Annotated in this window: 22 protein-coding genes; 13 read left to right on the forward strand and 9 right to left on the reverse strand. The window is 33.9% G+C overall.

Annotated elements, in window-relative coordinates; genetic code table 11:
* Positions 1 to 23: 23 nt before the first annotated feature.
* A complete protein-coding gene (locus tag TZ01_RS00435) occupies positions 24 to 1,106 on the reverse strand; it encodes a site-2 protease family protein (RefSeq protein WP_048100848.1) in 1,083 nt (360 codons plus the stop codon).
* Between the two features lie 217 nt (positions 1,107 to 1,323).
* Here TZ01_RS00435 and TZ01_RS00440 point away from each other — a divergent pair, with 217 nt between their 5' ends.
* The 10 genes from TZ01_RS00440 to TZ01_RS00485 all read left to right on the forward strand — a co-directional run bounded on the left by TZ01_RS00440 (position 1,324) and on the right by TZ01_RS00485 (position 12,753).
* Positions 1,324 to 2,367, forward strand: a complete 1,044-nt coding sequence (locus TZ01_RS00440) for a DNA double-strand break repair nuclease NurA (protein WP_048100849.1) — start codon at positions 1,324 to 1,326, stop codon at positions 2,365 to 2,367.
* Positions 2,348 to 3,880 carry an ATP-binding protein gene (locus TZ01_RS00445; RefSeq protein ID WP_082180414.1) on the forward strand — a complete coding sequence of 511 codons (1,533 nt, stop codon included), beginning with the start codon at positions 2,348 to 2,350 and terminating at the stop codon, positions 3,878 to 3,880. The genes TZ01_RS00440 and TZ01_RS00445 overlap by 20 nt, the downstream gene beginning before the upstream one ends.
* The gene (locus TZ01_RS00450) at positions 3,880 to 5,010 is read left to right on the forward strand and encodes an exonuclease SbcCD subunit D (protein WP_048100851.1); all 1,131 of its coding nucleotides are present in this window, start codon (positions 3,880 to 3,882) and stop codon (positions 5,008 to 5,010) included. Before TZ01_RS00445 ends, TZ01_RS00450 begins: the two co-directional genes overlap by 1 nt.
* Positions 5,000 to 7,678, forward strand: a complete 2,679-nt coding sequence (locus TZ01_RS00455; RefSeq protein WP_048100852.1) for an AAA family ATPase — start codon at positions 5,000 to 5,002, stop codon at positions 7,676 to 7,678. Before TZ01_RS00450 ends, TZ01_RS00455 begins: the two co-directional genes overlap by 11 nt.
* Positions 7,679 to 7,712: 34 nt before the next feature.
* Complete coding sequence (locus TZ01_RS00460; protein ID WP_231563384.1) at positions 7,713 to 8,264, forward strand: HemK2/MTQ2 family protein methyltransferase; 552 nt, start codon at positions 7,713 to 7,715, stop codon at positions 8,262 to 8,264.
* Complete coding sequence (locus tag TZ01_RS00465) at positions 8,261 to 9,343, forward strand: GTP-binding protein (protein ID WP_048100853.1); 1,083 nt, start codon at positions 8,261 to 8,263, stop codon at positions 9,341 to 9,343. The genes TZ01_RS00460 and TZ01_RS00465 overlap by 4 nt, the downstream gene beginning before the upstream one ends.
* Before the next feature lie 239 nt (positions 9,344 to 9,582).
* The gene (locus TZ01_RS00470; RefSeq protein WP_048100854.1) at positions 9,583 to 11,040 is read left to right on the forward strand and encodes a cytochrome ubiquinol oxidase subunit I; all 1,458 of its coding nucleotides are present in this window, start codon (positions 9,583 to 9,585) and stop codon (positions 11,038 to 11,040) included.
* 1 nt (position 11,041) lies between these two features.
* The gene (locus TZ01_RS00475; protein WP_048100855.1) at positions 11,042 to 12,058 is read left to right on the forward strand and encodes a hypothetical protein; all 1,017 of its coding nucleotides are present in this window, start codon (positions 11,042 to 11,044) and stop codon (positions 12,056 to 12,058) included.
* Between the two features lie 58 nt (positions 12,059 to 12,116).
* Entirely contained in the window at positions 12,117 to 12,383 is a 267-nt protein-coding gene (locus tag TZ01_RS00480) for an acylphosphatase (protein ID WP_048100856.1), read from the forward strand.
* A gap of 31 nt (positions 12,384 to 12,414) precedes the next feature.
* Complete coding sequence (locus TZ01_RS00485; RefSeq protein ID WP_048100857.1) at positions 12,415 to 12,753, forward strand: hypothetical protein; 339 nt, start codon at positions 12,415 to 12,417, stop codon at positions 12,751 to 12,753.
* A gap of 1 nt (position 12,754) precedes the next feature.
* Here TZ01_RS00485 and ilvA read toward each other — a convergent pair whose 3' ends face one another.
* From ilvA to thsB, 5 genes are all read right to left on the reverse strand, one after another.
* On the reverse strand, positions 12,755 to 13,960 hold the full coding sequence (gene ilvA / locus TZ01_RS00490) for a threonine ammonia-lyase (protein ID WP_048100858.1): 1,206 nt from the start codon (positions 13,958 to 13,960) through the stop codon (positions 12,755 to 12,757).
* Positions 13,961 to 14,045: 85 nt separating this feature from the next.
* Positions 14,046 to 15,665, reverse strand: a complete 1,620-nt coding sequence (locus TZ01_RS00495; RefSeq protein WP_048100859.1) for a formate--tetrahydrofolate ligase — start codon at positions 15,663 to 15,665, stop codon at positions 14,046 to 14,048.
* A 134-nt stretch (positions 15,666 to 15,799) separates the two neighbouring features.
* Positions 15,800 to 16,705 carry an ornithine carbamoyltransferase gene (gene argF, locus TZ01_RS00500; RefSeq protein WP_048100860.1) on the reverse strand — a complete coding sequence of 302 codons (906 nt, stop codon included), beginning with the start codon at positions 16,703 to 16,705 and terminating at the stop codon, positions 15,800 to 15,802.
* 22 nt (positions 16,706 to 16,727) lie between these two features.
* Positions 16,728 to 17,693, reverse strand: a complete 966-nt coding sequence (locus TZ01_RS00505; protein ID WP_052656650.1) for an NAD(P)/FAD-dependent oxidoreductase — start codon at positions 17,691 to 17,693, stop codon at positions 16,728 to 16,730.
* Positions 17,694 to 17,763: 70 nt separating this feature from the next.
* Positions 17,764 to 19,389: a thermosome subunit beta gene (thsB, locus tag TZ01_RS00510; RefSeq protein WP_048100862.1), complete on the reverse strand. Its 1,626-nt coding sequence runs from the start codon at positions 19,387 to 19,389 to the stop codon at positions 17,764 to 17,766.
* A gap of 324 nt (positions 19,390 to 19,713) precedes the next feature.
* Between thsB and TZ01_RS00515 the strand changes: the two genes are divergently transcribed.
* Positions 19,714 to 20,223 (forward strand): hypothetical protein, encoded by a 510-nt coding sequence (locus tag TZ01_RS00515; protein ID WP_048100863.1) that lies wholly within the window; start codon positions 19,714 to 19,716, stop codon positions 20,221 to 20,223.
* Positions 20,224 to 20,226: 3 nt separating this feature from the next.
* On the opposite strand, the gene TZ01_RS00520 is transcribed toward TZ01_RS00515, so the two are convergent.
* Complete coding sequence (locus TZ01_RS00520; RefSeq protein ID WP_048100864.1) at positions 20,227 to 20,694, reverse strand: GNAT family N-acetyltransferase; 468 nt, start codon at positions 20,692 to 20,694, stop codon at positions 20,227 to 20,229.
* A gap of 103 nt (positions 20,695 to 20,797) precedes the next feature.
* On the opposite strand from TZ01_RS00520, the gene TZ01_RS00525 reads away from it, so the two are divergent.
* Positions 20,798 to 21,706, forward strand: coding sequence for a transposase (locus TZ01_RS00525; protein WP_048100865.1), 909 nt, complete (start codon positions 20,798 to 20,800; stop codon positions 21,704 to 21,706).
* Between the two features lie 141 nt (positions 21,707 to 21,847).
* Here TZ01_RS00525 and TZ01_RS00530 read toward each other — a convergent pair whose 3' ends face one another.
* Positions 21,848 to 22,690: an NAD(P)H-binding protein gene (locus tag TZ01_RS00530; RefSeq protein ID WP_048100866.1), complete on the reverse strand. Its 843-nt coding sequence runs from the start codon at positions 22,688 to 22,690 to the stop codon at positions 21,848 to 21,850.
* Between the two features lie 180 nt (positions 22,691 to 22,870).
* On the opposite strand from TZ01_RS00530, the gene TZ01_RS00535 reads away from it, so the two are divergent.
* On the forward strand, positions 22,871 to 24,415 hold the full coding sequence (locus TZ01_RS00535) for an FAD-dependent thymidylate synthase (RefSeq protein ID WP_048100867.1): 1,545 nt from the start codon (positions 22,871 to 22,873) through the stop codon (positions 24,413 to 24,415).
* Between the two features lie 6 nt (positions 24,416 to 24,421).
* On the opposite strand, the gene TZ01_RS00540 is transcribed toward TZ01_RS00535, so the two are convergent.
* Positions 24,422 to 25,915: an MFS transporter gene (locus TZ01_RS00540; protein WP_048100868.1), complete on the reverse strand. Its 1,494-nt coding sequence runs from the start codon at positions 25,913 to 25,915 to the stop codon at positions 24,422 to 24,424.
* Between the last annotated feature and the right edge of the window lie 839 nt (positions 25,916 to 26,754).

The raw sequence follows: 26,754 nt of genomic DNA on the forward strand, positions 1-26,754 counted from the left end.
TCCATTATTTAAAAATTATACTATTATGGTGGTTTTATTGGCAGTGCTGTAAATGTGAGTATAAACATTACAAGTGAAAATATACCTATTGCAATATCCAGAGGCCTGATTTTTTCATAATCATTTAATGCAGGTGGATGCACAAGGCCCATAAAGATTACAAATAATGCAAGGAAAAGCCAGCCAAGATAGTCATAGGCTATGGTCAGATAAAATAAAAATCCAAGAAAAAGGTAGCTAACAATATACGCTTTTTTACCAAGAATCCCTCTTGCTATATGGCCACCATCAAGCTGGCCTGTCGGTATAAGATTTAGGGCTGTCGCAAACATGCCAACCCAAACTGCAAAAACCATTGGGAATAAAGGTTTATTTATGGGTTCAACAATGCCGAAAAGCCTGTATATTAACGGATAATTTAATATGAACGGTATGTAATGGCCAACTGGCCTGTATATTTTCTCAAGATACTGTGCAAGGAAGAGCAGGGGTAACGCAACAAGAAACCCTGCTATTGGACCGGCAGCTCCTATCTCTGCCATGGCCTTTCGGTTTGGCATCGGGTCCCTTAATGATACAAATGCACCAAAAGTTCCTATCTCATATGGAAATGGAATAAAAAACGGTAATGATGCGTTAACCTTATATCTGCGTGCCACAACATAATGTGCTGTTTCGTGTATGCCCAGTATCAGCATTAATGGAAGTGAAAAAAAGATAAATCCATACCATAGACTGTATAGTTCAGCATATGTCCCGGGCCTTACAAAGCTTCTGGCATATATAGAACCAACATAAATGGTTGAGGCCAGTGTTAATATGAGCAGTATTACATTTACATTATTGCTTTTATATTTTTCATCCGGTCTTATGGAAACTTCAACATAATGCTCCGCATCCTTAACAACAAACGGTATAAAACCCTCAGGAACTATTTTTTTTCTTAATTCATCAAATTGCCGGTCAAAATCAGGATTGTCGCTGTCAAAGAAATAAAATTTTATACTGACAGGATTTACCACAGCCTCATAATAGTTTATGTGCTCTTTAACAGTTGCAACAACGCCCTGCAACCTTTCATTTTGAACCTTCATAGTCGGAAACATAATTCACCAGCAATCAAATATTACAAATTCAATACAATAGATTATTTTTAATCATTATATGAATTTTTTTAAAAAATGATTTTATATAATTTTTCACCTGATTTTTAAAATTATTAATTCTTAATAAATATGATTATGGATAAAAGGCTGAATAATATCCACAGGAATAATAAAAGTATGCAAAAGTTTATGTTAAATTTGCGTTTAATGTAATCCAATGGATACATATTCAGATTTCCTGGAATTCTTAAATAAAAATAAAAACAATATTATAAAATCACTGGACCTTGAAAAGAATTCAGAATTTTACAGACTTTACCAGGAGGTTTTTGATAAAAATTTTATTGACTTTAATTTTAAGGGAAATATTAATGCTGATGTGGCTGCAACTGACAGCTCAGAGTTTGTAAGGACACTATACAACGGAAAGAGCATAATTATAATAAGGGCATACACAATATACGGTGAAAAATTTACCAAGGATTTTTTTATGGACACTGTTTACGTTGATCCATTAAAGTTAAGAAATTTTACAATACTTTTGATGGAAAACTCGGAACATTTATCCATAATAAAGTTGCTTGAAACTGAAAAACCTGAATATATATTTATTGACGGTTCATTTAAGGGTCGCATATCGCATTTAAATGAGGGCCTTGATATAGAAAATTATGATAATTTTATGGATATTTATTTTAAAAATCTTAAAAAAATGCTGCAAATGGCCTTTAAAAACAATGTTAGGTTAATATTTATATCCAAAAGCAATTATTCACAATCATTTAAGGAATTCCTGCTTGAGAACCTTAAGCCAGGCATGTACCCGGATGAAATTGTGAAAAAGGCTAAAAAGGAATATACAAATGACCATTTAATTATAAAATCCCTGGCGCATAGAACCGGCTATACCACACCATTGATATACAGGCAAAATTTTTCTGGAACAGATGTTAATTATATTTCATTTGATGTTCTTCCAAGGGCAGATGACCTGCCAATGAAGGTTCAGATCGTATCACAGGAATTAATGATGGAAACAAAAAATGCCAGCCCGTATAATCTTGACCAAAAAATTCTTGAACTAATATTTTATGGTTATACCTCATATAAGGTATATAATATATGGCTTTATGATGTTGATAAGAGGGTAAAATTTAGAAGTGATGAAATGGAAAATCTTTATATGAAAACATTTGAAAAAATTACAGGCATAACATTTTATGAAAGCAGGGGTGAGAGGCGTGCAAGACTTAGAGTATGAAATAGGCTTTACAGCCGGTAAAAATTCATCAGGACACTTCCAGTTTGTCATATCTGAAAATGCAGATATTAAAAAGTGGGAGTACGTTGGTCTTAACATAAACGGAAGCATCGTTATAGGCAGAATAGAGGATATTGTTTCGAAAAGCGATTTAATGGACGAATCAATTGATTACGAAAGCATAAAGAGGTATACTGAAAATAAAATAAATGATTCAACAAACATGAGTTATGTCAATGTTCTTGGCCGGCTTGAAAATGACAATCTTGTTCAATCCAGGGAAATAATAACCCCGGGATTAAAGGTATATAAACTATCATCAGGAATTTTAAAAAAGTTATTCTCATTTCCAGATGACGAGTCTTTATACATTGGCAACCTGCCAGATACTGGTGTGCCCGTATCAATAAATATAAAGGGAATGAGGCGTCATCTCGCAATTCTGGCACAGACCGGTGCGGGCAAGAGCCATACCGCATCTGTTATTATGGAGGAACTCTTAAAGAAGGGGGCATCAATAATAGTTCTGGACCCACATGCCGATTATGTTTTCATGAAAAAAGACAGGGATGGAAAAATTTACTCTGATAATATTGATGTATTTCGAACGCCGCTGAGCACCGGTAGATATTCAAGGGATGATATCGGAATTATAAAGGAATTTACAATCAGGTTTCAGGACCTTACAGCCGATGATATTAAGGGTATTATGGGAATTAAGGATAATTACACACAGATGTCACCATTAATCGATGATATTCTAAAGGCAATGAAGGGCAAAAAGGATTTAAACGATTTTATGAATACGGCCGAGAAGCTCCCACAGGATGATTACAGAAAAATTAAGGGGAGGCTGGTTTTTCTCGAGAAAATAAGGGAAATATTTTCGGATTACACAACAGGCATAAAGGATTATCTGGGCCCCGGAAAGATGTCCGTGCTCGATCTCTCGGGCATGGATCAGTACCTTGCAAATTATTTTTCATTCAGGATTTTAAGTGAAATTTATGATTCCAAAATATCATCTGAATTTAAATATCCTGTTTTTATCTTTGTTGAGGAGGCCCATAACTTTGTGCCGCCAAGGGTAAATAGCAACATAGCAGGGATGATCAAAAAAATAGCCGCAGAGGGTAGAAAATTTGGAATATTTTTAACAGTAATAACCCAGAGGCCTGGAAAAATAGACGCTGATGTTTTAAGCCAGTGTAATTCGCAGATTATATTGAGGGTTACAAATCCAATAGACCAGAACGCAATACTTCAAAGCAGTGAAAATATAACAGAATCATTAATGGAGGATCTGCCCTCACTAGATACAGGTGAGGCCATTATTGTCGGTGAAATAGTTAAAATGCCTGTAATTATAAAGGTCAGGGATAGGGAAACAAAGCCGGGAGGATCCGACATAGACATTATATCATTGCTAAAGGAGGCACGCGATGAGGTCAGAAAAATGAATAATCCTGATGAGATAAAAAAGAAAAATAAAAATCTCCTTGGTGATTTTTAATGGCCACATTTTTGCATTTATCTGATACGCATCTAGGTTATAAGGAATATATGATGGATGAACGCGAGAATGATTTTTATGAATCATTTAATGAGGCAATAGATATAGGGCTAAATGAGCATGTGGATTTTTTTGTCCATACCGGTGATCTTTTTGACACATGGTCGCCATCAAACAGGGCACTTAATGAATTTAAAAAGGCAGCACTGAAATTATATAACAATGGTAAGATTATGTACCTTATAATGGGAGACCACGACCGCCCGAAAAGGACCGATGAGATTGCCTCAAGGATTTTTGACTTTCTTGGCGTTAAATTGCTTGGTATAAATTCAATAGAAAATATAAAGGTAAACTATTCAGGCGAGGACATCTTAATATCCGGCCTTTCCAATATGAAAGGATTAAGAAAAAATTTTATTGAGGAGGAGTATAAAAAAGGTAATGTTGCTGCAGGAGAATATAAAAATTCAATATTAATGTCCCACCAGGGCGTTTATCCATATTTCATATCAGAGGCCTGCGAGGTGGATTCATCACAGCTTCCCCAGAATTATAAATACCTTGCATTTGGGCATATACACGATTCAAATTTAATCGATGATAGATATCCTGTTTTCTCATATGCAGGTTCCACAGATTTAAACAGCACAAGTGAAATAAAACATTATCTAAAATATAAAAAGTCGGTAAATCTTGTAGAAATTACATCTGGAAATGTAAGCGTCCAGCAAATTAAGCTTAAATCAACAAGATATCAGAATATAATAGATTCAGATTTCATTAATTTTCAAAATGATCTAAAATCCATAGTTAATCAAAAAAGGGATAATGACAAAAAGCCGCTGATAACACTCACAATACATGGTTCAGGCGATAGAGACCTTGTCAGGAAACAGATAAAGGCTATTAATGATATAATAGTTCGTGGTCCACTTTTTGAGAAGGAAATTAAAAAAATAGTTGAAAAACCAAACATGAACAAACTTCTTGATTATTTTAATGCATATTTTAATGATAAAAATACCGCTGAACTTGCTGATAAAATATTTGAAACGATCAAAAATGAGGATGTGGATTCTGCATATAAACTTATAAAGGATATAATGGGGATAGGCAATGATAATTGAATCAATTCATTTAAAAAATTTTTTATCTCACGAGGATAGTGAAATTAACTTTGACCCCGGGATAAATATTATTACGGGCAAAAACGGCGCAGGGAAGACAAGCATACTCGATGCCATGAAATTTGCACTTTTTTCAGACTCCAGAAACAATGAAAAAAACATAGAGATGATTAAAAAGGGTAAAAAAAACGCAGAGGTAACCATAACATTTAGAATCAACAATGATGAATATGAAATTTTTAGGTCACTTGGCATAAAGGGTTCAAAAAATTTGGAAAGGCTTTCATATGCCAAAAAAAATGGATTGTTAATAGCTGAAACATATGAGGGTGTAACATCTGAAATTTCAAAAATATTAAATGTGTCAAAGGATGTTTTTAAAAATTCTGTTTTTGTTGAACAGGGCCAGATGGATTCCCTGATCTCCGGAACCCCAAAGGAGAGAAAGCAGGTATTTAGTGATATAATTGGCCTAACATTATTGTCAAAAAATGCCGATAAGATAGGAAAAATTATTGGTATGCTAAGATCAGAATCTGAACAATATTTATCATCAGAATTAAAAATTGATACATATAAAGAAAATATAAAAAATCTTGAAAATGAAAATCAGAATATAGCAAGGGAACTTGAAGAAATGAAAAATACCGAACTGGCTTTAAAGGAAGAACTCAATGGTCTTGATAAAAATATAAAAGAGTTAAATGGTTTAAGGGAAAATATAAAGTTTTATGAAAAAAGAAGGGCAGACATTGAAAATAGCATTGAAAGAATTAAAAATGATATAAATAAACTCAACAATCAACTATCTGAATCTGCCAATTTAAGCATGGAAATTAAAAAAATAGAGGAAAATCCATATTATTCCATGAGGAAAATTATGGACGAATATTTTATTAAAAAAAGGGATTTGGAGAAACTTCAAAAGAGCATATCTGATATATCATCAAAAATTGAAACATATAATAAAAATATGGAGAATTTAAAGGCTGTTGAGCAGCGCCATAAAATATATGAAAGAAACAAAAAACTTCTGGATGAGAAAAAATCCCTGATGGCCCAAAATGAGGTAAATTTTAGGGAATATGAGCACATGCTTTACCGTATTGAACAGATAAAGAACCAGCAAAAATCCATGGTAATTCAGCTTAACAGTCTAAAGGCCAGGCTGGGAAACATAAATACAGATAATATTGAGGAGGAAAAATTAAGAATAGGAAACCACATGGAAGACCTTGAACGTGAGAAAATATCCATTAAAAAGGATGTTGCATCATTAAATAGGGATAATATTGAATTGCAGCAAAACATAAATACCCTGCAGGGAAAAAGCGTATGCCCCCTATGCGGGTCAAAATTAACAGATGACCATATTAAAAATATTTTAAATGAATATAATTTAAAAAGAAGTGAAAATTTTCAAAGGCTTAATAAACTGGTTGAAAGAAACCAGGAGATAGATAATGAATTAAAAAGGCTAAAGACAGTGCATGATACATTAAACTCTGCCGATGCATCTGCAATACCGGCATTGCTCCATGATATCTCTGTTATGACCTCAGAGAGGGATAAATTAACAGGGGAAATGGAGGCTTTTAAACCCCAGTACGATGCATATAAACAGCTGGAGGCTGAGGTAAAAGCCCTTGAGGCTGATATAAATGCCGGTGAAAGGGCTGAGGAGGAATATAACCGGTTAAAGGGATTTTTGGAATCAATGGACATAAATGAGCTAAATAAAGAATTTAATAATTATAACAATGAGGTTAATGAAATAATAAAAAACCTATCAGACATTGAGGGTAAATTAAATTTTGTTCCCGATTATAATGTTTATAATAATACATATGATCTTCAGTCCAGACTAAAAAAGTTGATGGACGATGAGAAACTTGAATCGGCCATTAGGGCCAAAATAGACATGTATAAGCAGAATATGGAATCAATGGAGGAAGACCTTAACAAAATAATAAGAGATCTAAAAGATCAGAATGATCGAATAAGGTTGCTTGAGAATGATGAAAATAAATATGCGGAGTTAAGGGCTGAATACGATGAACTTTCAGGGAAAATAAATCTTGCAATTGCAAAAATGGATACAAATAATTTGCAAAAAGATCATTATAATTTAGAAATAAAAAAATATTCAGGAGATTATGAAAGGCTTAAAAAAATAAGATCTGCAATTGTTAACCTTGAAAAAATAAGAGGGGCATTTGATGTTAATGGGATCCAGGCCCTTATAAGAAAGGATGCATCGGCATCAATTACAAATTTAACAAGAAAATATTTAATGTCATTTAATCTGGATTTTGACGATATAAGCATAGATGAAAACTTTAATATAAAGGTATCACAGAATTCAATGGAACAAACACTGGAATCACTGTCTGGTGGTGAAAAAACCGCCCTTGCAATAGCACTAAGGCTTTCTGTGGCGGAGTATGTCCTTGATAGAATCAGCACTGTTATCATGGACGAGCCCACAAATTTTCTTGATGAGGACAGAAGAAACAACTTAAAGGATATAATACAGTACTCACTTAAGGGTGAAACCAACATACCGCAGATGATAATTATCACACATCACAGTGAGCTAACCTCTGTTGCCGATAATTCATATGAGGTTGTCAAGGAAAATGGGACCTCCCATGTTATTTCGGGTTAAAATTAATAAATATAAATATTAATTTAATATTATTATGGATATGCTTGACATGGATTATTCAGATTCAGTTTATAGACCTGCAGAGGATTCATACATGGTAATGGATCATGCAAATCCCGGCGCCAGAATGCTGGAAATAGGCGCTGGGTCAGGCATAATATCAATTTATTTTGCATCCCTTGGTAAAATTGTTACCGCAACGGACATATCTGAAGACGCCATAAAATTAATTAAGCACAATGCAGAAAAAAACAATGTAAGAATCAATGTTATTGAGTCAGATCTTTTTGAAAATGTAAATGGGAAATATAATACAATAATTTTTAACCCACCATATTTGCCGGTGGAGGGAGAAAGCCCACAGTGGTCTGGTGGTTCTGATGGCTTTAAGGTTATTTCAAGATTTCTCAATGATGCATGGAAATATCTTGAAAAGCATGGAAACATTTACATTGTATTATCAGATTTAACCGACATAAACCTGTTAATTAAAAATTATAATAATAGGTATAATTTTAAAAAAATTGCGTCCATGGATTTTGATTTTGAATCAATATTCTTATATGAGCTTACAGTGATATCATGACCATAGAGGAAAGAATTAAGGAAATAGAAGACGAAATTAAAAAAACACAAAAAAATAAGGCCACAGAAAAGCATATAGGTATATTAAAGGCGAGAATATCAAAACTGGAACTTGAACAGGAATCACATAAAAAATCCTCCGGATACGGTTTTTCAGTTCCAAAAAGTGGTGATGCAACAGTTGCGCTTGTTGGATACCCAAACGTTGGAAAAAGTTCAATATTAAATGCACTGACAAATAAAAAAAGCACCGTTGGTAACTTTGCATTCACAACATTAAATGTAATTCCAGGAACATTGAACTATAACGGCGCACAGATACAGATACTGGATTTGCCTGGAATAATAGACAATGCCGCACTCGGAGCGGGCAGGGGCCGTGAGATTATAAGCACTGCCAGGAATGCGGATTTAATTGTCCTTGTAACAGATATTGAGGCAAAGGGCCTTGACAGGATAATAAATGAGCTGTACAAGTCTGGAATAGTATTAAACAAAAGAAAAAAGGATATATCATTAAAAAAATCAAATTATGGGGGATTAAGAATACATAAACCAAAGTTTGTTGACATTTCTGTGGATGACATAAGGGACATAGCAAAGGAATTCAAGATCGTAAATGGGGATATATACATAAGGGAGAATGTGGACATTGATGATTTAATAGATTTTTTCAAGGGCAATATTGTGTATATTAAGTCAATCATGGTAGTAAATAAGGTGGATATGCCACACGATGAAAATACCTTAAGGAATAAGATAGAAAAATTTGGAGACTATCTTGAGGTTTCGGCCGCAACAATGTATAACATTGAAAAATTGAAGGAAAGAATATACAAATCACTTGATTTTGTCAGGGTTTACATGAGGAACAAGGCAGGAATCGTTGACTATGAGCGTCCCATGATATTAAATTCAGGATCAACTGTAAGGGACGTATGCCGTAAAATTAGCAGGGAAATGCTGGAAAATTTTAGATATGCAATTATCACAGGTCCATCAAGGAAAATAGAGGCAAAGGTTGGCCTTGATTATAGGGTTAATGATGAGGATGTGATAACAATAATAAGCAAATATTAGATGTCATATGATTTTAGTTTTATGAAAAAATTTATTAAATTACAATATTTTTATAACTAATACATTCAATTTAATATGTATTAGCGACAAAGCAAAGGTGATAAACACATAATATCTATTATAAATCAAAATCCTTTATTTTTTTGCGTCAACAATATTAAAAGTAATTACATTTACAAAAAGTTTATATGTTAGTAATAACGGATATATAATGTTCAAAAATTATTTTCTTGATTAATATGGCAATTTCGTATATAAATTGGGATGCGTCTATATTTGCATACACGGTTAGTGCGCATATATTGTTGGTGGCAATCACACTGGCAATGGCACTGCTCATTACAATATCTGAATTTATTGCACTAAAATATAAAAATAAACATTATGAGGTCCTTGCACATAAACTCACCATAGCACTTGTAATTAATTTTGCAGTCGGTACCGCCTCGGGAGTATTTATGGCCGTTGAACTCTTCCTGTTCTGGCCCAAATTCATGGAGGTCGTTGGCGCTGTTGCAATGTCAAGCTTTTATGCAGAGGTTTTTGCATTCCTAGTAGAGTCTATAACATTAATGATATATGTTTATTTTTGGGACAACTTTAAAAACCGCTGGAACCACTGGCTTGTCAGCTGGGGAGTCCTTATAGGAACAGGCGGCTCAGCATGGCTAATAACAAACGTTAATGCATGGATGAACACACCAACAGGTTCATTCAATATTCCGTATTATCTGCAATATGGTGTAATTAAGGATGTTAACCCGTTAAAGGTATTCTATGAGCCATCAACAGGGGCACAGCTATTCCATATGTTTACCACAATGTATTTTGCGGGGGCAATGGCATTGCTTGCTTACTTTGCATACAAATATCTTAAGGCCAAAAACGATGATGAAAAGATTATAGACAAGAACGCCATGAATATTCTTTCTGTGATAGGCATAATAGATATTATACTCATAGGTATAAGTGGATCACTTGAATTATCAACGCTTCTTGCCCTTGAACCATTAAAATATGCATCACTTGAGCTTGACATGCATCCTGTAACATACGGTGCACCCGAATATATATTCGGCATAATTATAAACGGTCATGCCGCAGATTATCTAAAATTACCACTGGCGCAGTCACTCCTTGCATATCCGACGACACTTGGCCATGGCGCAATACCGGGTCTGTCATCATATCCATCAAGCGTATGGGCACCATCATTCGTGCATGATCTCCTTGACCTGATGGTCGGCTTTGGCGTCCTAATGGGCTTCTTCTGGCTTGTATTCCTGATACTCAGGGCATTAAAAAAGAATGTTTATAACATGAAATGGGTGCTTTACTCATTTATTGTCCTTGGCGCCCTTGGTATGTTTACAATGGAGGATGGCTGGTGGACAGCTGAAGTGGGCAGGGTACCATACGTTATAAAATCACCAACCCCAGGCGGAATACTTGTTAATGGCCATATGTACTACGGTGTTATGTCATTATCACAGGCTGCATCCTACTCACCTGCAGTATGGTATATAGGTGTCGGTGTGATACTGTTTTACGCCATAATAATACCATTTACATTCTACTTTAACGCAAAGGTATTAAAACTGAGCAACATCGAGGATGATCTCAAAAAGGCTGAGCAGGATCTTGGAATAGAGGAGGAAAAGAAAAATATAAGTGGAATAAAAGCGGGGATGAGATAAAATGTCTTCATTTTTTTTGAATGCTGATGGGGTATTCATTAAGCTGGTTCTGGCTGCAATGTTTGCGTTCCTTGGATCAGAATTTATTGCAATATTCCCGATATTTATAAACTATGAAAAAACAAAGGAAAACGTGTTAAAGCATATAGTGCCAATCTGGGAAATTACAGGTACAATGATAGTGTTCTTTGTTGTTGAGTTAGAATTAATATATTCAAGTCTTACACCAATAGCATCATACCTGTTCATACCTGTGGTTGGTCTGTTCGTTCTTTTACTGGTGCTTAGAAATGCTTCAATAATATACGCTGAGTTCATATGGAAGAAGGTTGACAGCAAACCACTGTACATGTTCTATGCAGTTACAACGTTTTTGATGGTTGTTGGTTTCGTTACTGCCATAGCAATATTAATGACAGGCCTTGGCATACATCTGGTATTAAAACCACTCGATGCATCATACATAAATTATTTACCAATACTTGGCAGTGGTGTTTATTGGGTATTCCTTATAGGCGCCCTATTCATCTCATTTGGCATGTCGCAGGTCTTTTACAGGACAGTTAAAAACACAAGCTATGTACCATTAGCAACAATAATTATCGGTTTAATACTCGATTCATATGCATACCTGGAAATTGCACATATAGATAAGGTTTCAGTGGCTGCATATCTTGCAGTGCCAATAATACTTACATTAATAATACCGGTAATGTATATGATGAAATCAACGACAGAGTATGCTTCATATAAGCCACTGTGGTTTACATTAATGACCTTTGCAATGCTATCCCTTGAATTACCTGTAACAAAGATAGCAGGCGGGGCATTTCCTGTTAATGCATTTGCCTCTCCCAATTCAATGCTTGCATTTAATTTCTATTTGAGCATACTTGGAGGAATATTCTATCTTCTGCTGATGTTATTATATGCATACCTTTACAGCAGTGGTAAAATAATGCCAAAAGTATCAACGGCCAAAACAAAGGTCGAGGACAAGGCAGTTAAGGAAAACTAAAAAAAATTTTTATATAAATTTAGTGTAAAATATTTATTTTTATTTACTATTATTATTTATGAATTGCATTCATGTCATTTTTTATGGAAATGTTCAGGGCATAGGTTTCAGGGCCCATATAAGAGCAAGGGCAATATCACTTGGTCTCTATGGTTGGGTTAAAAATCTTGATGATGGAAGCGTTGAATCGTTGATATGCGGCGATGAGGATAAAATTAGGGAATTAATGAAATATGCACATAAAATTCCAGGGGCTGTTATAGATAGGATAGTTGAAACGCCTGAAAAATATGATAATATTAATGAGTTTTCCATAATACATTAATTTAATATATGGATATTTATTTAAAGATTGCATGAAAAAAAGAACATCAAGAAAAATAATATATGTTGCAATATTGATAATTATAATTCTTGTTTCATATGGTATAATACCGCTGGCATTAAACACCTCAGAATCTTCAATGCATAACGGAAAATCATATTATATATATGGAAATATTACGGGATTAATAACGGTGAATAATAAGACATTTATGACAGTTAATGACTACGGAAACACCATAGATGTATTTTATAATGGCACTGCTCCTGCAACTGGTTCATATGTTCTCATATACGGTGTTTATCAGACCAATATTCTTGGTGGATATATTCAGGCCAGGGGTGTTTATAAATGGTATTATACAATATAAATTAATTTACAATATTATATTCAAAGCCAAGTTTATTTAACTTTTCCAGAAGTTCATTAATCCTTTTTTTATCCACAATATTTACTGTAAATAAAAGGTTCTGATATCCTATTGGTGTATTTTTTTTAAGATTATCAACCTCAGCATGGTATATATTTGCACCAACACTGGAAATTGCATTAACTATCTTTATCATTATTCCGGGATGGTCTGGAAGCTTAAATTCAAGCCTGATCAATTTATCCTCCCTTTCAAGTGCGCGGTAAATTATATTTGAGAGTAACAGGAAGTTTATATTTCCGCCGGATAAAACAATGGCCACCTTCTTATTTTTAACATCAATTTTGTTTTCAAGCAATGCGGCAAGCCCCACTGCACCTGAGGGTTCGGTAAGAACCTTTTCCCTTTCAAGCAATTTAAAAAGTGCATATGCTATATCCTCATCATTCACTGTAACAATATTATCAACGTATTTCTTAACCATCTCAAATGTGATATTCCCGGGGTACTTTACAGCTATGCCATCAGCAATTGTATCATTGCTTGTGTAGGAAACTATTCTGCCCTCCTTTAGTGATTTTACCATGGAGTCTGCCTTTTCAGACTCAACCCCTATTACCCTTACATTTGGATTCATAGATTTGGCTGCAAACGATATTCCTGAAATAAGGCCGCCCCCACCTATTGGTACTATAATTACATCAGGATTTAAATCATCCATTATCTCCTTGCCTATTGTTGCCTGGCCTGAAATAACCTTCTCATCATTGTAAGCCTCTATGAATGTCATCCCCTTTTCAACTCCAAGGTTAACAGCATAATCATGCGCCTCATCATAGCTTGATCCCTTAAGTATTACATGGCCACCGTATGATTCAACTGCGTTTATTTTGGCCGGTGTTGTAAACTCCGGCATTACTATTGTGGCCCTTACATTATAGGCATTTGCAGCGAATGCAACGCCCTGTGCATGGTTCCCGGCACTGGCTGTTATCACGCCATTTTTCTTTTCCTCCTCTGTTAAGTATGCAAACTTTACAAAGGCTCCCCGGGATTTAAAGGACCCTGTCTTCTGAAAAATCTCCATTTTAAAATATACATCTGCATTAAACATATCACTAAAGGTTTTTGAATGAACCAGTGGTGTTCTATGCAGCCTTCCATCAATAATTTTCTCAGCATTTTTAACATCATCAAAGGTAATCATGGCTAATTATCGTTTTGTTAAATAAATATTCTTTGAAAAAATAACGTTTATAAATTATATATTATTTTTTATATACTGATGAAATTTATTTTAAACCAATAATATTTCCATTTCCATCTATGTCTATATTTTCCGCTGCAGGTTTTTTAGGAAGGCCTGGCATTGTCATTATATTTCCAAGCACCGGTATTAAAAATCTTGACCCGGAATTGATTAAAATTTTTCTAATATTTATATCGAAATTTTCTGGGCTGTTTAAAAGTGCAGGGTTATCTGAAATTGAGGACTGTGTTTTGGCCATGCATATGTAAAAGTCATTAAATTGATACTTTTCTATTATTTTCAGGTCTTTTTCTGCCTCATCTGAAAAATTAACACTGGAGGCACCATAAACCTTCCTTGCAATTCTTTCTATTTTTTCCCTGGGCGTTTCATTTAATTCATATGTGTATGATATTTTTTTATTAGAATTTTCTTCTATATTTTTAATTACGGCCCTTGCAAGTTCTATTCCACCATCACCGCCCCTTAAATAGACATCTGAAATGGCATATTCTATATTATTTTCCATTAACAGGTCCTTAACTGTTTTTATCTCCTCATCTGTATCATTTTTGTGCCTGTTGATTGCAACAACAGGAATAAGTCCGAAGCTTTTGACTATATTCACATGCCTGATTAAATTTTGAAATCCTATTTTTATGGCATTAATATTTACATCATCGATATTATGTGCCCCGCCATGGAATTTCATTGCCCGTAAAGTCGCAACAATAACAACAGAATCTGGTATGATTTTACTTTCCCTTGTAAATATATTCATAAACTTCTCAAAACCGAGATCTGATCCAAATCCCGCCTCAGTTACTGTATAATCGAAAATTTTCAATCCAATAAGATCACCCAGCAGGCTTGATGTCCCATGCGCTATGTTTCCAAAAGGACCGGTATGTATTATTGCCGGCGTTCCTTCAGCTGTCTGCGCCATATTTGGTTTTAATGCATCCACAAGAAGTGCCGCCATTGCACCCGCAGCCCTAATATCCCTAGCGAATACCGGCCCATTTTTATATGTATAACCAATAAGAATATTTCCAAGCCTTTCCTTTAAATCATTATAATCCTTTGATAGTGCAACTATTGCCATGATCTCTGATGCGGCAGTTATCACAAAGGAATCATTCATCATTGTGCCATTATTCCTATCTCCAATGCCAACAATTATGGATCTTAATGATCTGTCATCCATATCCACAGTCCTTGGAAAAACAACCCTTTTAGGATCAATACCAAGACCATTTCCATGGGAGATATGATTATTTATCATGGCCGAGAGCAAATTATGAGCTGCAGCAATTGCAGGAAAATCTCCTGTAAATATTAAATTTATTCTATCTGAGGGTTCAACAGTTGATTTTCCACCGCCAGTTGCACCACCCTTAACACCAAAGCATGGTCCAAGTGATGGCTCCCTTATTGCTATGCCGGCATTAAAACCCAGTCTTGTCATGGCCTGACCAAGACCTATGGCAGTTGTTGTTTTCCCCTCTCCTGCCGGTGTTGGTGTCATTGCAGTCATTAAAATCAATTTACCCCTTTTCTCACCATATTTTTTTACATCAACTGGCAGCTTTGCTATGTATTTTCCATAAAGTTCATAATCATTTACACCAAGTTTTTCCATAATTTTTGAAATCTCAATCATTATAACTATTATGTTAAATTAATTTATAAAATTAATTGAATATATGAAACTTTAAACATTAAAATATAGAATTATATGGATTAAAATACCATCAAATATGGATCAATTTATTTTAAAAAATCCTAAAAAATTATTTATGAAAGAACCTTATATATAATTCCCTTTTCACTGTATAGCCTGTTTTCTGCCTCATCAAATACAACGCTATGTATGCCGTCGATTACATCATCTGTTACCTCAAGCCCCCTGTGCGCTGGAAGGCAGTGCATGAATATAAAATTTTTATCTGCAAAATCTGTTAATTCTGAATTTACCTGATACGGCCTGAATAATTTTTCCCTCTCGGCCCTTTCCGATTCCTCGCCCATGGATACCCATACATCAGTGTATACAATATCAGCCGAATCTATGGCCGTTCTTGGCTCCCTTACTATCTCAATTCTGGAACCTGTCTTTAAGGCCATCTCCCTTGCAGATCTTATTATTTCTTTATCAGGTTCGTGATTTTCTGGGCATGCTATTGAGATATCCATGCCAAGTATGGATGCACCAAGAAGCAGGGAATTTGCCATGTTATTCCCATCACCTATATATGCCAGTTTCAATCCTGATAACTTTGATTTCTTTTCATATACTGTCATAAAATCAGCAACAATCTGCATGGGGTGCTCCAGATTGTCAAGTGCATTTAAAACAGGCACCCTTGAATATCTGGCAAGTTCAACAACCATATCATGACTGTATGCCCTGTAAGAGATTATATCCAAAAATCTGGACATAACCCTCGCCGTATCCTCTATTGTCTCTCCATCACCAAGATGCATCTCCTTTGGGCTTAGATATATTGCAGTTCCATTAAGCTGCACCATGGCAGATTCAAGGGATATTCTTGTCCTTGTGCTCGGTTTTTCAAAAATCATGCCAAGAATTTTTTTCTCTGAAAATTTGATGCTCCTATCCCTTTTCAATTTTATTGATAACAAAATAATATCCTCAAGATCATCCTTCATGTCCATAACAGATAATATATCCCTTTTCATAACATGTAAGTATAAAAAAGATTTAAAATTTTTTGTTCATTTTATCAGTATAAAGTGTTATTGCTGCCCTGGACCCATCACCAACAGCAGTTGCAATCTGTTCCTCACTGCCAGCAATAACATCACCGGCCGCATATATTCCAGGAACATTTGTCCTGCATTTATCATCTGTTACTATAAATCCATGGGAGTCAAGCTTAACTCCTATATTTTTTAGGAATGATGTCTGGGGTATCACACCTATATAAATAAAAACACCATCGAGGTTAACAGTTTTTTCATCACCTGTTACCAGATCCTTATATCTAAGGCCTGTCAGTTTTTTTCCATCCCCCAAAAACTCCTCTGTTTCGGCATTCAGTATAAAGGGTATTTTTTTCTCGTCCAGGCTTTTAATATATGCATCCTCACATTTTTTAATCTTTGAATGTGCTATTATTGAAACATTTTTTGCTATGCCATTTAGATAAAGGGCAGAAATTGCTCCAGAATTTCCACCACCAATAACAGCAACATCCTTGCCCTTAAAAAGATATCCATCACAGGTTGAACAGTATGAAATACCCTTACCATAGTATTCCTCCTCACCTGGCACGTTCATTTTTCTGTGCGTTGTTCCTGTGGAAACTATTACTGCCCTTGCAGTGAATGTTTCCCTGTTTGTTTCAATTACAAAGTTGTTTCCCTCCTTTTTGATATTCCTTACCTCTATTTCTGTTATTATCTTACCATATTCTGAATAATGCTTTCTAAACTCCTCTGCAAGATCTGACCCCTCTATGGCTTTAAAACCAAGATAGTTTTCCACAAGTGGTGAAAGTGCGGTGTTACCGCCTGGGACAGCCTCTCTTTCAAGTATGGCCACGCTCATTCCAGACCTTTTTATGTATATTCCTGCGGAGTAGCCTGCAGCCCCTGCCCCAATTATGATGACATCATAATCAGTTTCGTAATCCCTTTCATTGCTTCTAACATTAAACTGCATCATAAAAATCGCCTTAATTTATTATTAATAGCTAAATACAATAAAAACTTTGACAAAAAAAGAAAAATAAAAATTAATACTGTGGCATTCCGCCGCCCATTCCGCCCTGTGGGTTTGATGGTGCGGATGATTTCTTGCTGGCTATGACATCATCTATTCTGAGTATCATGGTTGCAACCTCAACAGCACTCTCAATTGCATGTGTCTTTACCCTGAATGTGTCATATACGCCAAGCTTTATCATGTCGTCTATTTTTGAGTTGTCCATATCAATTCCAAATGTTTTGTTCCCCTTTTCATGCTCAGCTTTTAATGATATTAATGTGTTTATTGGATCCATTCCTGCATTTTCAGCCAGTGTCCTTGGTATTATCTCAAGGGCCTTTGCAAATGCCTCTATGGCAAGCTGCTCCCTGCCACCTACGCTGTTGGAGTAGTTTCTAAGCTTCATTGCAAGCTCAGCCTCTATTGCCCCTCCACCTGGCAGGTATTTTCCATCCTCCTTGGTGATGGCAACAACCCTTATGGCATCATTCATTGCCCTTTCAATTTCATCCACAACGTGCTCTGTGCCTCCCCTTATAAGTATGCTTACTGCCTTTGGATTGACACAGCCGGTTACAAATGTCATCCTGTCGTCGCCTATTTTTCTCTCCTCCACTGTTTCTGCCTTTCCAAGGACATCCTCTGTGATATCATCAAGATTTGTTACCATTTTTGCTCCAGTTGCCTTTGCAAGTTTCTCCATATCACTCTGCTTTACCCTTCTTGCTGCGTATATGCCATCCTTTGCAAGGTAGTACTGCACTGTATCATCTATACCCTTCTGGCAGAATACAACATTTGCCCCTGATTTCTTTATTTTCTCTGCCATCTCCTTCATTGTGTCAGTCTCCTGGTCAAGGAAGTCCTGAATCTTTGATGGGTCTGTTATCTGAACCTTTGCATCTATTTCTGTTTTCTTTATTTCCAGAGCGGAATTTATTAGCGCTATTTTGGCATTCTTTACAATTCCTGGCATTTTTGAATGAACCTTCTCCTTGTCTATTATTATTCCATTTATAAACTGTGTGTCTGCAGCACTGCCACCGCTTTTTTTATCGACCTTAATATTTGCTGTGTCTACCATTATTTTGCCATCCCTTTCCTCTGCAACACTGTTTATTGCCTTTACAACAAGGTCTGCAAGGAAGTCAGATGAAACCCCAGTATTTTTACCTGAAAGGGCTGTTATTGCGATTTTCTTTAATGTTTCATCATTGTTTGCCTTAAGTGAGAGGTCTTCAAGCTCCTTTTTTGCCTCAACAGCTGCAAGATGGTAACCATCGGCTATTATTGTTGAATGAACCCCCTGGTCCAGAAGGCTTTCGGCCTGCTTTAAAAGTTCTCCGGCGAGAACAACAACTGTTGTTGTGCCATCTCCAACAGCAGTATCCTGTGATTTTGATGCCTCAACTATCATTTTTGCTGTCGGATGATCCACATCCATTTCCTTCAATATTGTTGCACCGTCATTAGAAATTACTATATCACCAATAGAATCCACCAGCATCTTATCCATACCTTTTGGACCAAGTGTGGTTCTTACTGCATCGGCAATTGCCTTTGCGGCCTCTATATTATTCTTCTGTGCATTTTTTCCCTGCTGCCTTTCTGTACCTTCCTTTAATATTAATATTGGTGTCTGACCTGATATCATAATACCATCACATTCGTAAATATGTTCTTCAATATAAACTTTTTTGTTAATCAAACGTTTATAATTCCATTTAATAAAATTATCATATGTTAAAATAAATGTAAATCCATGATAATTAAATGCTAGAATGTATTCAGAAAGGAAATGCTGTAAATTAAGCAAGTACATCTGTTTAATTCTAAGCACTCATATTCAGAATTTTAAAATGTTCTCTATAAACGCAATGCTTAAAATAAAGTGAAATTCTTATAAATACATGGAAAGTATATTTAAAAATGCTTTTATATGCAAAAACATTTATTATATTATTTTATATTTTATTATATGGATAATATAAACAACAAAGAGAATTATTTGATTCTCAATAAATATCTCAATAAGGATGAAAAAATACTTTTAACTTTTCCTGAAAGGAATTTTAATAAAAATAAATTTAAATCACATGAAAAGGCTGCAGTTACAGATAAAAGGTTTATTTATTTATATAATATAGATGATTATTTGGATTCATCCATGAAATATTTACCTTTAAATGAAATAAAAGGCTTTTCACAGGAGAATGTAAGAAAAAGCTACATAAATATTTCATTATTTTTTATTTTTCTGGGCATATTATTTCTTTTGTTTCTTCGCAATGGAATGATAAGTTTGCTGCTTTTTATAACAGCCACATTATTTATAATTTTTAGTAAAAAATATGTTAATATAATAATATTAACAGGAAATAACATAACATACCCATATAAATTAAAATTTAACAATGCAAATCCTGATGAAATAGGCAATTTTATTTTTAATGCATCGGTTATTATCGATAATTTAAAAAGTAAATAAATTTTATTTATAGTATTTTTCCATTAAATAGTCCTCATTATCCTCATCTGTTATTTCAAAGCCATGTTTTTTATAAAATGATATGGCCATGGAATTTAATTTATTCACGTATAATATTAATTTTTCAATTTTTTCATTCCTAATAATTTCCTCAGCTGTTTTAAGCAATTTTGTGCCGTAGCATTTTTTAATATAATCCGGCATTAAATAAAACCTTAGTATAATTTTATTTATTTTATCTATTTCAATAAATCCTGTTAATAAATTATTATCAAAAAGACCGTAAAATAGTATTTTATTATTAATTGATTTTTCTATATCATTTTTTATATTATCTAATGCATAATATTTATTAATCCAGTAATCAATGTATTCATCGGTGTATATATTTTTATATGCATATTTCCACGACATTTCGGCAACGTTCCTTACAGCGCATTCATCTCCAATTTTTAATGGCGAAATATTCATTATATTATAATTATTAAATAATATATAATTTTTAGCGTGTCCAAACCTTCATAATTTGTTCGACAATTGTCATATTTATTAATTTGAAAATTATTAGTGGGATATGGCAGCGAACCACATCCCATTAATTATGCAAAGGTTGGATAAAATAGTTGCGGAGGATAGAATCAGAAAGTACTCAAATAAACTTATTGTAAAGATTATTGTAATTTTAAAGATATATGGAGTATCATACAGGTCATCTAAATACTTCTTCAATAACCATAGAGAATTCATGGAGTTATTGAATATAACTGATATACCAAACTTCAGGACATTATCTTATAGGTCTCTGAGGATAGACTGGCATTATATAAATTCATCAATAATAGATATGATAAATCCTGATAATGATAATGCTGCAGTGGATTCATCCATTGTAAAGACATGTAAGGATACCACAGCACAGAGAAGAAGGAAGAATGGAAAATACAAGGATCCTGAAAGTTCATGGGGCTACGGCACAATGGGCTATGAATACGGAAGGAAGGTGCATGCAGTTATAGATACCGATTCATTATCTGTAATGGAATGGAAGATGACCACTGCATCTGTATATGACAAGAATATGGCATTTGAAATGATAGATTCTGTAAGGAATTATAATTATATTTTAATGGATGCTGCATATGATTCCTCTGATATATATGATTATATTTTTGAGAATACACATAGTATACCTGTTATAGATACTAACAGGAGAAGAGGAATTGTTGAAAATAAATTGACCTATAACAGGAAACTGGGTATAGCATTAAGGAAAAAGGAATCATCAAGGTACAAATTGAGGTGGGAGATAGAAAGGACATTTTCCATTCTTAAGGAAATACTGGGAATGGAGTACATCTGGTATGTTAGGCACAGGAATTATGACATAGCCATAGGAGAAATTATAGTTGCATACAACTGTATTGTAATGGCCAATAAAATAACCGGAAATTCAGGGAGGAAAATAATGTACATAGTGAGTTGACGTATGTTTGGACACCCTAATATAATTTTATTATTATTTAACTATAATAAGTATGAATTCCTTATTTTAATGCATGTGCCATTGTTAGAAGTATTTTATAAATACATCAAAAAAATTATTTAATTTGTTTATATAATTACATTAAAAATTATTTAGGTCTGTATCCCTGATAAATTTTTCATATGTCATTGGTTCATTGACATATCTGTATAAAGATGTATTTTCTTTATAATAATCGAGTCCAAGCATGTAAAACTGCTCTCTTGTTAATAATCCCCTTTTTTCAAGGCTTCCAAGCACAGGTTTAAAAATTATGGGGGATACCTCTCTCACAGGCTTTAATCCCAATTTAAGCCTTACAGTATTAAACATATCAGCAAATGTTACCCTTTCCCTTGTACATACATTAATAATCCCTGATTTATCCAGTGAATTCTTAAGCACGGTAATCATATCATTTATATAAACCGGTGCCATATTTCCACTCCTCGGCAGGAATGGTACCTTCTGTTTTGCCGCTTCTATAAGCATCTTTGTAAATTTATCTCCATTTCCGTACATTGTTGATGGTCTTATTATAAGAGAGTTTTTTAATGTGGCGGCATTATCCTCTGCCAGTCTTTTATATCTAAAATAATCTGTATTTCCCTTATCAGCGTTTATTGCTGAAATGTATACTATTTTCTGGTTTTTACGGTATTTATTTACAGCCTTTACAATATTCTTCATGCCATTTAATGACAATTCTTCATGTTTTTCTTCCTTTTCTATAAGCACATCAACTGCATGAACTATTACATCATAATTTTCAATAGCCTTTTCAACATCGTCATAATTTCTAATATCGCCTTTTATATAGGTTATGCCCAGCTTATCCAGTTTTTCAGACGGATTTCTAGAAAAATAGGCCTTTTCATCTGCATCAAGCTGCTGGATGATATTGCTTCCGACAAAACCAGATCCACCAATTACAAGTAATTTCATACACCTTTATCTTGCAGAAATATAAAAATATTTTATAAAATAGGAAAATTATTCCAATATTTATAATATTCCTTTGAAAATTTTGGGAAATCAATTTTTTAAAGTGTATAAATAAAAATTTTAAATATTATACAAACTGCATGCATTAATTATATATATCTTTTGTTTATATATCTTTTTATGCAGGATTTCTCAAATAATGACCGTGATGTTTTTTTGATAAAAACAGAAAAAATGATAGACCGCGGGGCTTTAATGTCAAGGTACAGTAGAACAGTTAATTTGGATATAAGATCAGTTTATGAAAAAGAATTTAAAAATAATCCAGAAAAGGCAATAGATTTTTATAAGAAAATCTTCCTCGATTATGGGGATGAATCAATATCTGAGCTTATAACTGCACAGATGGGCATACAGAATGTTTCAAATATTTTATCAAAAATTATAGAAGAATCAAGAATAGGCCTGTCATATCTTGAAAAATCATCAAGATATGTTAAATATAATAAAAAGGTTAATGGCCATTACCTTTTTCTGGATGCCGATGGTGCAGGCATAAAAAAGTATGAAAATGAATACAATGAATTATGCAATGAACTTTTTGATTTTTACTCTAAATCATACGATGATATGATTAAAATATACTCGGAAATGTATCCAATAGAGAAATTTAATTTTGAAATTGGCGGAAAAGTTTATAATTATTCAGAGATAAAAAATATTGATGATGATTCAGTAACAAAGGCGTATAAGTCATCATTAAGATCATCTGTACTGGATGAGATTAGACTAGTTCTGCCGGCATCAACACTTACGAATATTGGTGTATCTGGTAATGGTAGGGCATTTATAGCATTAATAGAGCGTCTTGGTGAGTATAAAACCAAGGAGAGCCTAAAATATGCGGATTTAATTTATAATGAATTAAAAAATGAAATGCCGGAGATCATAGATGACGCCACATCAAAACATGGCATTGAACAGATAGAGTATAATATGTCCCGTGATCTTATAGGTTACAGGGAACAGCAGAACTTTGGATCAATAAATACCGTTTCACTCCTTGATTATGAGGATGAGGGAAATGCAATAAATAAGGCCTTAAAACTTATGGTTTACCGCTATTATGGAGATTACAATAGCATAGACCTAACAAAGGAGGAAAAGGAAAGGCTATTAAATAATCTCATTTCAATAAGAAAAAACAGGAGGCATAAAATTGGGCGTCCATTTGAGGCAATAAATTATCTATTTCAGGTTAATACAAATTATGGTGCATTCAGGGAGCTGCAGAGGCACAGGTTTATGTCAATTGTCAGAAAACCACTAAGCGTTTATTATGGATATGATATACCGGAAACAATAAATAAAACAGAAGACCTAAAAAATGATTATGTAACATTAATGGAAAAAGCTAGAAATTTATATCTTGATATAAAAGAAAAAAATGGCCCCGATCTGGCCCAGTACATTGTTCCGTATGCATATAGATACCCTGTGGCATTTAATATCAATCTTAATGAACTCACATATTTCATTGAATTAAGGTCAAATGCACAGGTGCACCCTGATCTTAGAACAGTTGCACTGAAAATGTATAATGAGGTTAAAAGGGTACATCCACAGCTTTCAAGGTTAATAAAATTCGTCGATGAGTCGGATTATAAGCTTGGTCGGCTGCCGGCAGAGTTCAAAAAAGAAACAAAGAAAAAAGAAATTCAATAAATATATTTAATTTGCCTCCTCATTATTGTAATTAACCGGTTCTTTATTATATGATTCAATATCCTCTGCGGTGAGTGGTCTTGCCACATCCTCAAGAGATTTTTTCTCTGCCTTTACACCAAGGAAAATCTCCACAATTCCTGATATAACCATTAGAGATGCCCCAAGCAAATATCCCATAGATAGGCTGAATGGAGATTTTGAGGCAATTAATATACCAAACAGCGAGGGTGCAAGCACACCACCTATACCTGTACCTATTGAATAAAACACGGCTATGGCCATTGCCCTCATTTCAACAGGAAAAACCTCACTTACTGTTAAATATGCTGATGATGCCCCTGCAGAGGCAAAAAAGAAGATAATTGACCAGAGCAGTGTTTGTGTTACTGCATTTAAAACTCCTATGTAAAATAAATACGCTGTTAGCATTAATAGGGCCCCTGAGAAAATGTATGTGAATGATATCATCAGCTTTCTACCCCTTGTATCAAAAAGTTTTCCAAGCACCAGAGGGCCAACAAAGTTTCCAACTGCAAATGGTATTATGAAATAGCCTATCTCATCAGACGGTATACCATAGAACACCTTAAGCACAAGAGCATACGTAAAAAATATTGCATTGTAAAGGAATGCCTGACCGGCCATTAATGATAAACCAAGTACAGTCCTTTTGGGATATTTTTTAAATAACGTATCCACAATTTCCTTGGCCCTTATTCTCCTCTGTGGTTTTATGGTTATATATCTTGAAACTTGTTCAAGGTCCTTTCCTGTGCTTTTTGATACTGTATCCTCAATATTTGTGGTAATTTCTCTGGCCTCATCAAGTTTACCATGCATTAACAGCCATCTTGGCGATTCAGGAACATAGCGCCTTATTAATAGAACGGCTATTGCCAGTATGGCACCTATTGCGAATGATAATCTCCATCCCAAATTTATAGGAAATATGCTTGTATTTAGTAAATAAAGAGAGCCTATGGAACCCACTATGGTGCCAACCCACCAGCTCCCATTGATTGCAAGGTCTATTCTTCCACGATATTTTGATGGCATTAGTTCATCTATTGCCGAATTTATTGCAGCATATTCCCCACCAATACCAAGGCCTGTAATAAATCTAAACAGGAAAAACGATGGAAAATTAAATGAAAATGCTGTAAATACCGTACCGAGTATGTAAACGCTTAATGTTACCATAAATAATTTTTTCCGTCCATGTATGTCTGTTAACTCGGCAAAAAATACAGAGCCTATAACAGCACCAATTAAATAGGCAGTGGCAACGAATCCCACCTCTGCAGAGGTAAAATCAAGAGTTTTTGGGCTTATCAGTACCGAACCTATAACGCCCACCATTGTGACCTCAAGGCCATCCAGAATCCATGTAAAACCCAAGGCTATAACCACAAGAACATGCCATCTGCTAAAAGGTAATCTATCTAATCTGAAAGGTATTCTGCTTTTTAGTTCATTCTTTTGTATATCCTGCTGCATAATATTTTAATAATGTTTGTTTATATAAGAATTTTGCCATAATATACTACTAAATAAATTAATTATTATAATAAATAACCATTATAAATGTTATCTTATTAAATATAGAAAATATTATAACATTAAAAGTAAATAAATTTATATTATGATTTAATAGGGAATACAATATGCGTATTAGATCTAAAAAATATACTTGTCTATAGCTATTACCACATTCTTGATAAGCCATTGATATACTTTTACATCTTTCATGGAAAAGTTTATTAATTATAAAATATTAGCCAATTAATTGTTTGCATTTGAAATTTTGTTTACATTATTATAATATTTCAAAAAGCCATTTTAAATCTACAACAAAGTAATTATATCTATTTACTAGATAATATAAAATTTTAATAAAAGGTAAAAAATAAATAGAGGTATATATTAAATATTTTTATGAAAAGACCATTCATTAAATTTTCCAACAGATACCTGTTATAGATTTTTACGCAGGCCAAGGCCTTATATTATATTTGAAAAATACGAGATTCCACCTTCTCAGGTTTACATAGAATGGAATAATTTAACTTAAAACGATATTATTATATGTATATATAAATACAAGATAACAAAATGAACTTTTTCAAGTGCAGATTGTATGATTTTAGAGATTCTGCCTGATTCATTAGTTCATTCATATAATGATATGGAATGTTAAAAAATTATTTGTGTCGATAATTTCCATTATAATAGATATAAATAATAAGAATATAGAAGAATATTATGTTGAAAAATAGATTCTGTTTTTAATTACATCACACAAGCTGAGATATTATGGATTAAGCATAAAAACCATG

It is taken from the genome of Acidiplasma sp. MBA-1 (assembly GCF_000949015.1).
In the GTDB taxonomy this organism is placed as follows: Archaea; Thermoplasmatota; Thermoplasmata; order Thermoplasmatales; family Thermoplasmataceae; genus Acidiplasma; species Acidiplasma aeolicum.

Bases quoted from the DNA above. Each gene is read 5' to 3' on its own strand.
- ilvA (WP_048100858.1), bottom strand. From the start codon at position 13,960: ATGATTACCTTTGATGATGTTAAAAATGCTGAGAAAATTATTGATGGA.
- TZ01_RS00540 (WP_048100868.1), bottom strand. From the start codon at position 25,915: ATGCAGCAGGATATACAAAAGAATGAACTAAAAAGCAGAATACCTTTC.
- TZ01_RS00505 (WP_052656650.1), bottom strand. From the start codon at position 17,693: ATGATGCAGTTTAATGTTAGAAGCAATGAAAGGGATTACGAAACTGAT.
- argF (WP_048100860.1), bottom strand. From the start codon at position 16,705: ATGAAAAGGGATATATTATCTGTTATGGACATGAAGGATGATCTTGAG.
- TZ01_RS00525 (WP_048100865.1), top strand. From the start codon at position 20,798: ATGGCAGCGAACCACATCCCATTAATTATGCAAAGGTTGGATAAAATA.
- TZ01_RS00495 (WP_048100859.1), bottom strand. From the start codon at position 15,665: ATGATTGAGATTTCAAAAATTATGGAAAAACTTGGTGTAAATGATTAT.
- TZ01_RS00515 (WP_048100863.1), top strand. From the start codon at position 19,714: ATGGATAATATAAACAACAAAGAGAATTATTTGATTCTCAATAAATAT.
- thsB (WP_048100862.1), bottom strand. From the start codon at position 19,389: ATGATATCAGGTCAGACACCAATATTAATATTAAAGGAAGGTACAGAA.
- TZ01_RS00470 (WP_048100854.1), top strand. From the start codon at position 9,583: ATGGCAATTTCGTATATAAATTGGGATGCGTCTATATTTGCATACACG.
- TZ01_RS00450 (WP_048100851.1), top strand. From the start codon at position 3,880: ATGGCCACATTTTTGCATTTATCTGATACGCATCTAGGTTATAAGGAA.
- TZ01_RS00460 (WP_231563384.1), top strand. From the start codon at position 7,713: ATGGATATGCTTGACATGGATTATTCAGATTCAGTTTATAGACCTGCA.
- TZ01_RS00475 (WP_048100855.1), top strand. From the start codon at position 11,042: ATGTCTTCATTTTTTTTGAATGCTGATGGGGTATTCATTAAGCTGGTT.
- TZ01_RS00480 (WP_048100856.1), top strand. From the start codon at position 12,117: ATGAATTGCATTCATGTCATTTTTTATGGAAATGTTCAGGGCATAGGT.
- TZ01_RS00440 (WP_048100849.1), top strand. From the start codon at position 1,324: ATGGATACATATTCAGATTTCCTGGAATTCTTAAATAAAAATAAAAAC.
- TZ01_RS00530 (WP_048100866.1), bottom strand. From the start codon at position 22,690: ATGAAATTACTTGTAATTGGTGGATCTGGTTTTGTCGGAAGCAATATC.
- TZ01_RS00455 (WP_048100852.1), top strand. From the start codon at position 5,000: ATGATAATTGAATCAATTCATTTAAAAAATTTTTTATCTCACGAGGAT.
- TZ01_RS00535 (WP_048100867.1), top strand. From the start codon at position 22,871: ATGCAGGATTTCTCAAATAATGACCGTGATGTTTTTTTGATAAAAACA.
- TZ01_RS00485 (WP_048100857.1), top strand. From the start codon at position 12,415: ATGAAAAAAAGAACATCAAGAAAAATAATATATGTTGCAATATTGATA.
- TZ01_RS00465 (WP_048100853.1), top strand. From the start codon at position 8,261: ATGACCATAGAGGAAAGAATTAAGGAAATAGAAGACGAAATTAAAAAA.
- TZ01_RS00435 (WP_048100848.1), bottom strand. From the start codon at position 1,106: ATGTTTCCGACTATGAAGGTTCAAAATGAAAGGTTGCAGGGCGTTGTT.
- TZ01_RS00520 (WP_048100864.1), bottom strand. From the start codon at position 20,694: ATGAATATTTCGCCATTAAAAATTGGAGATGAATGCGCTGTAAGGAAC.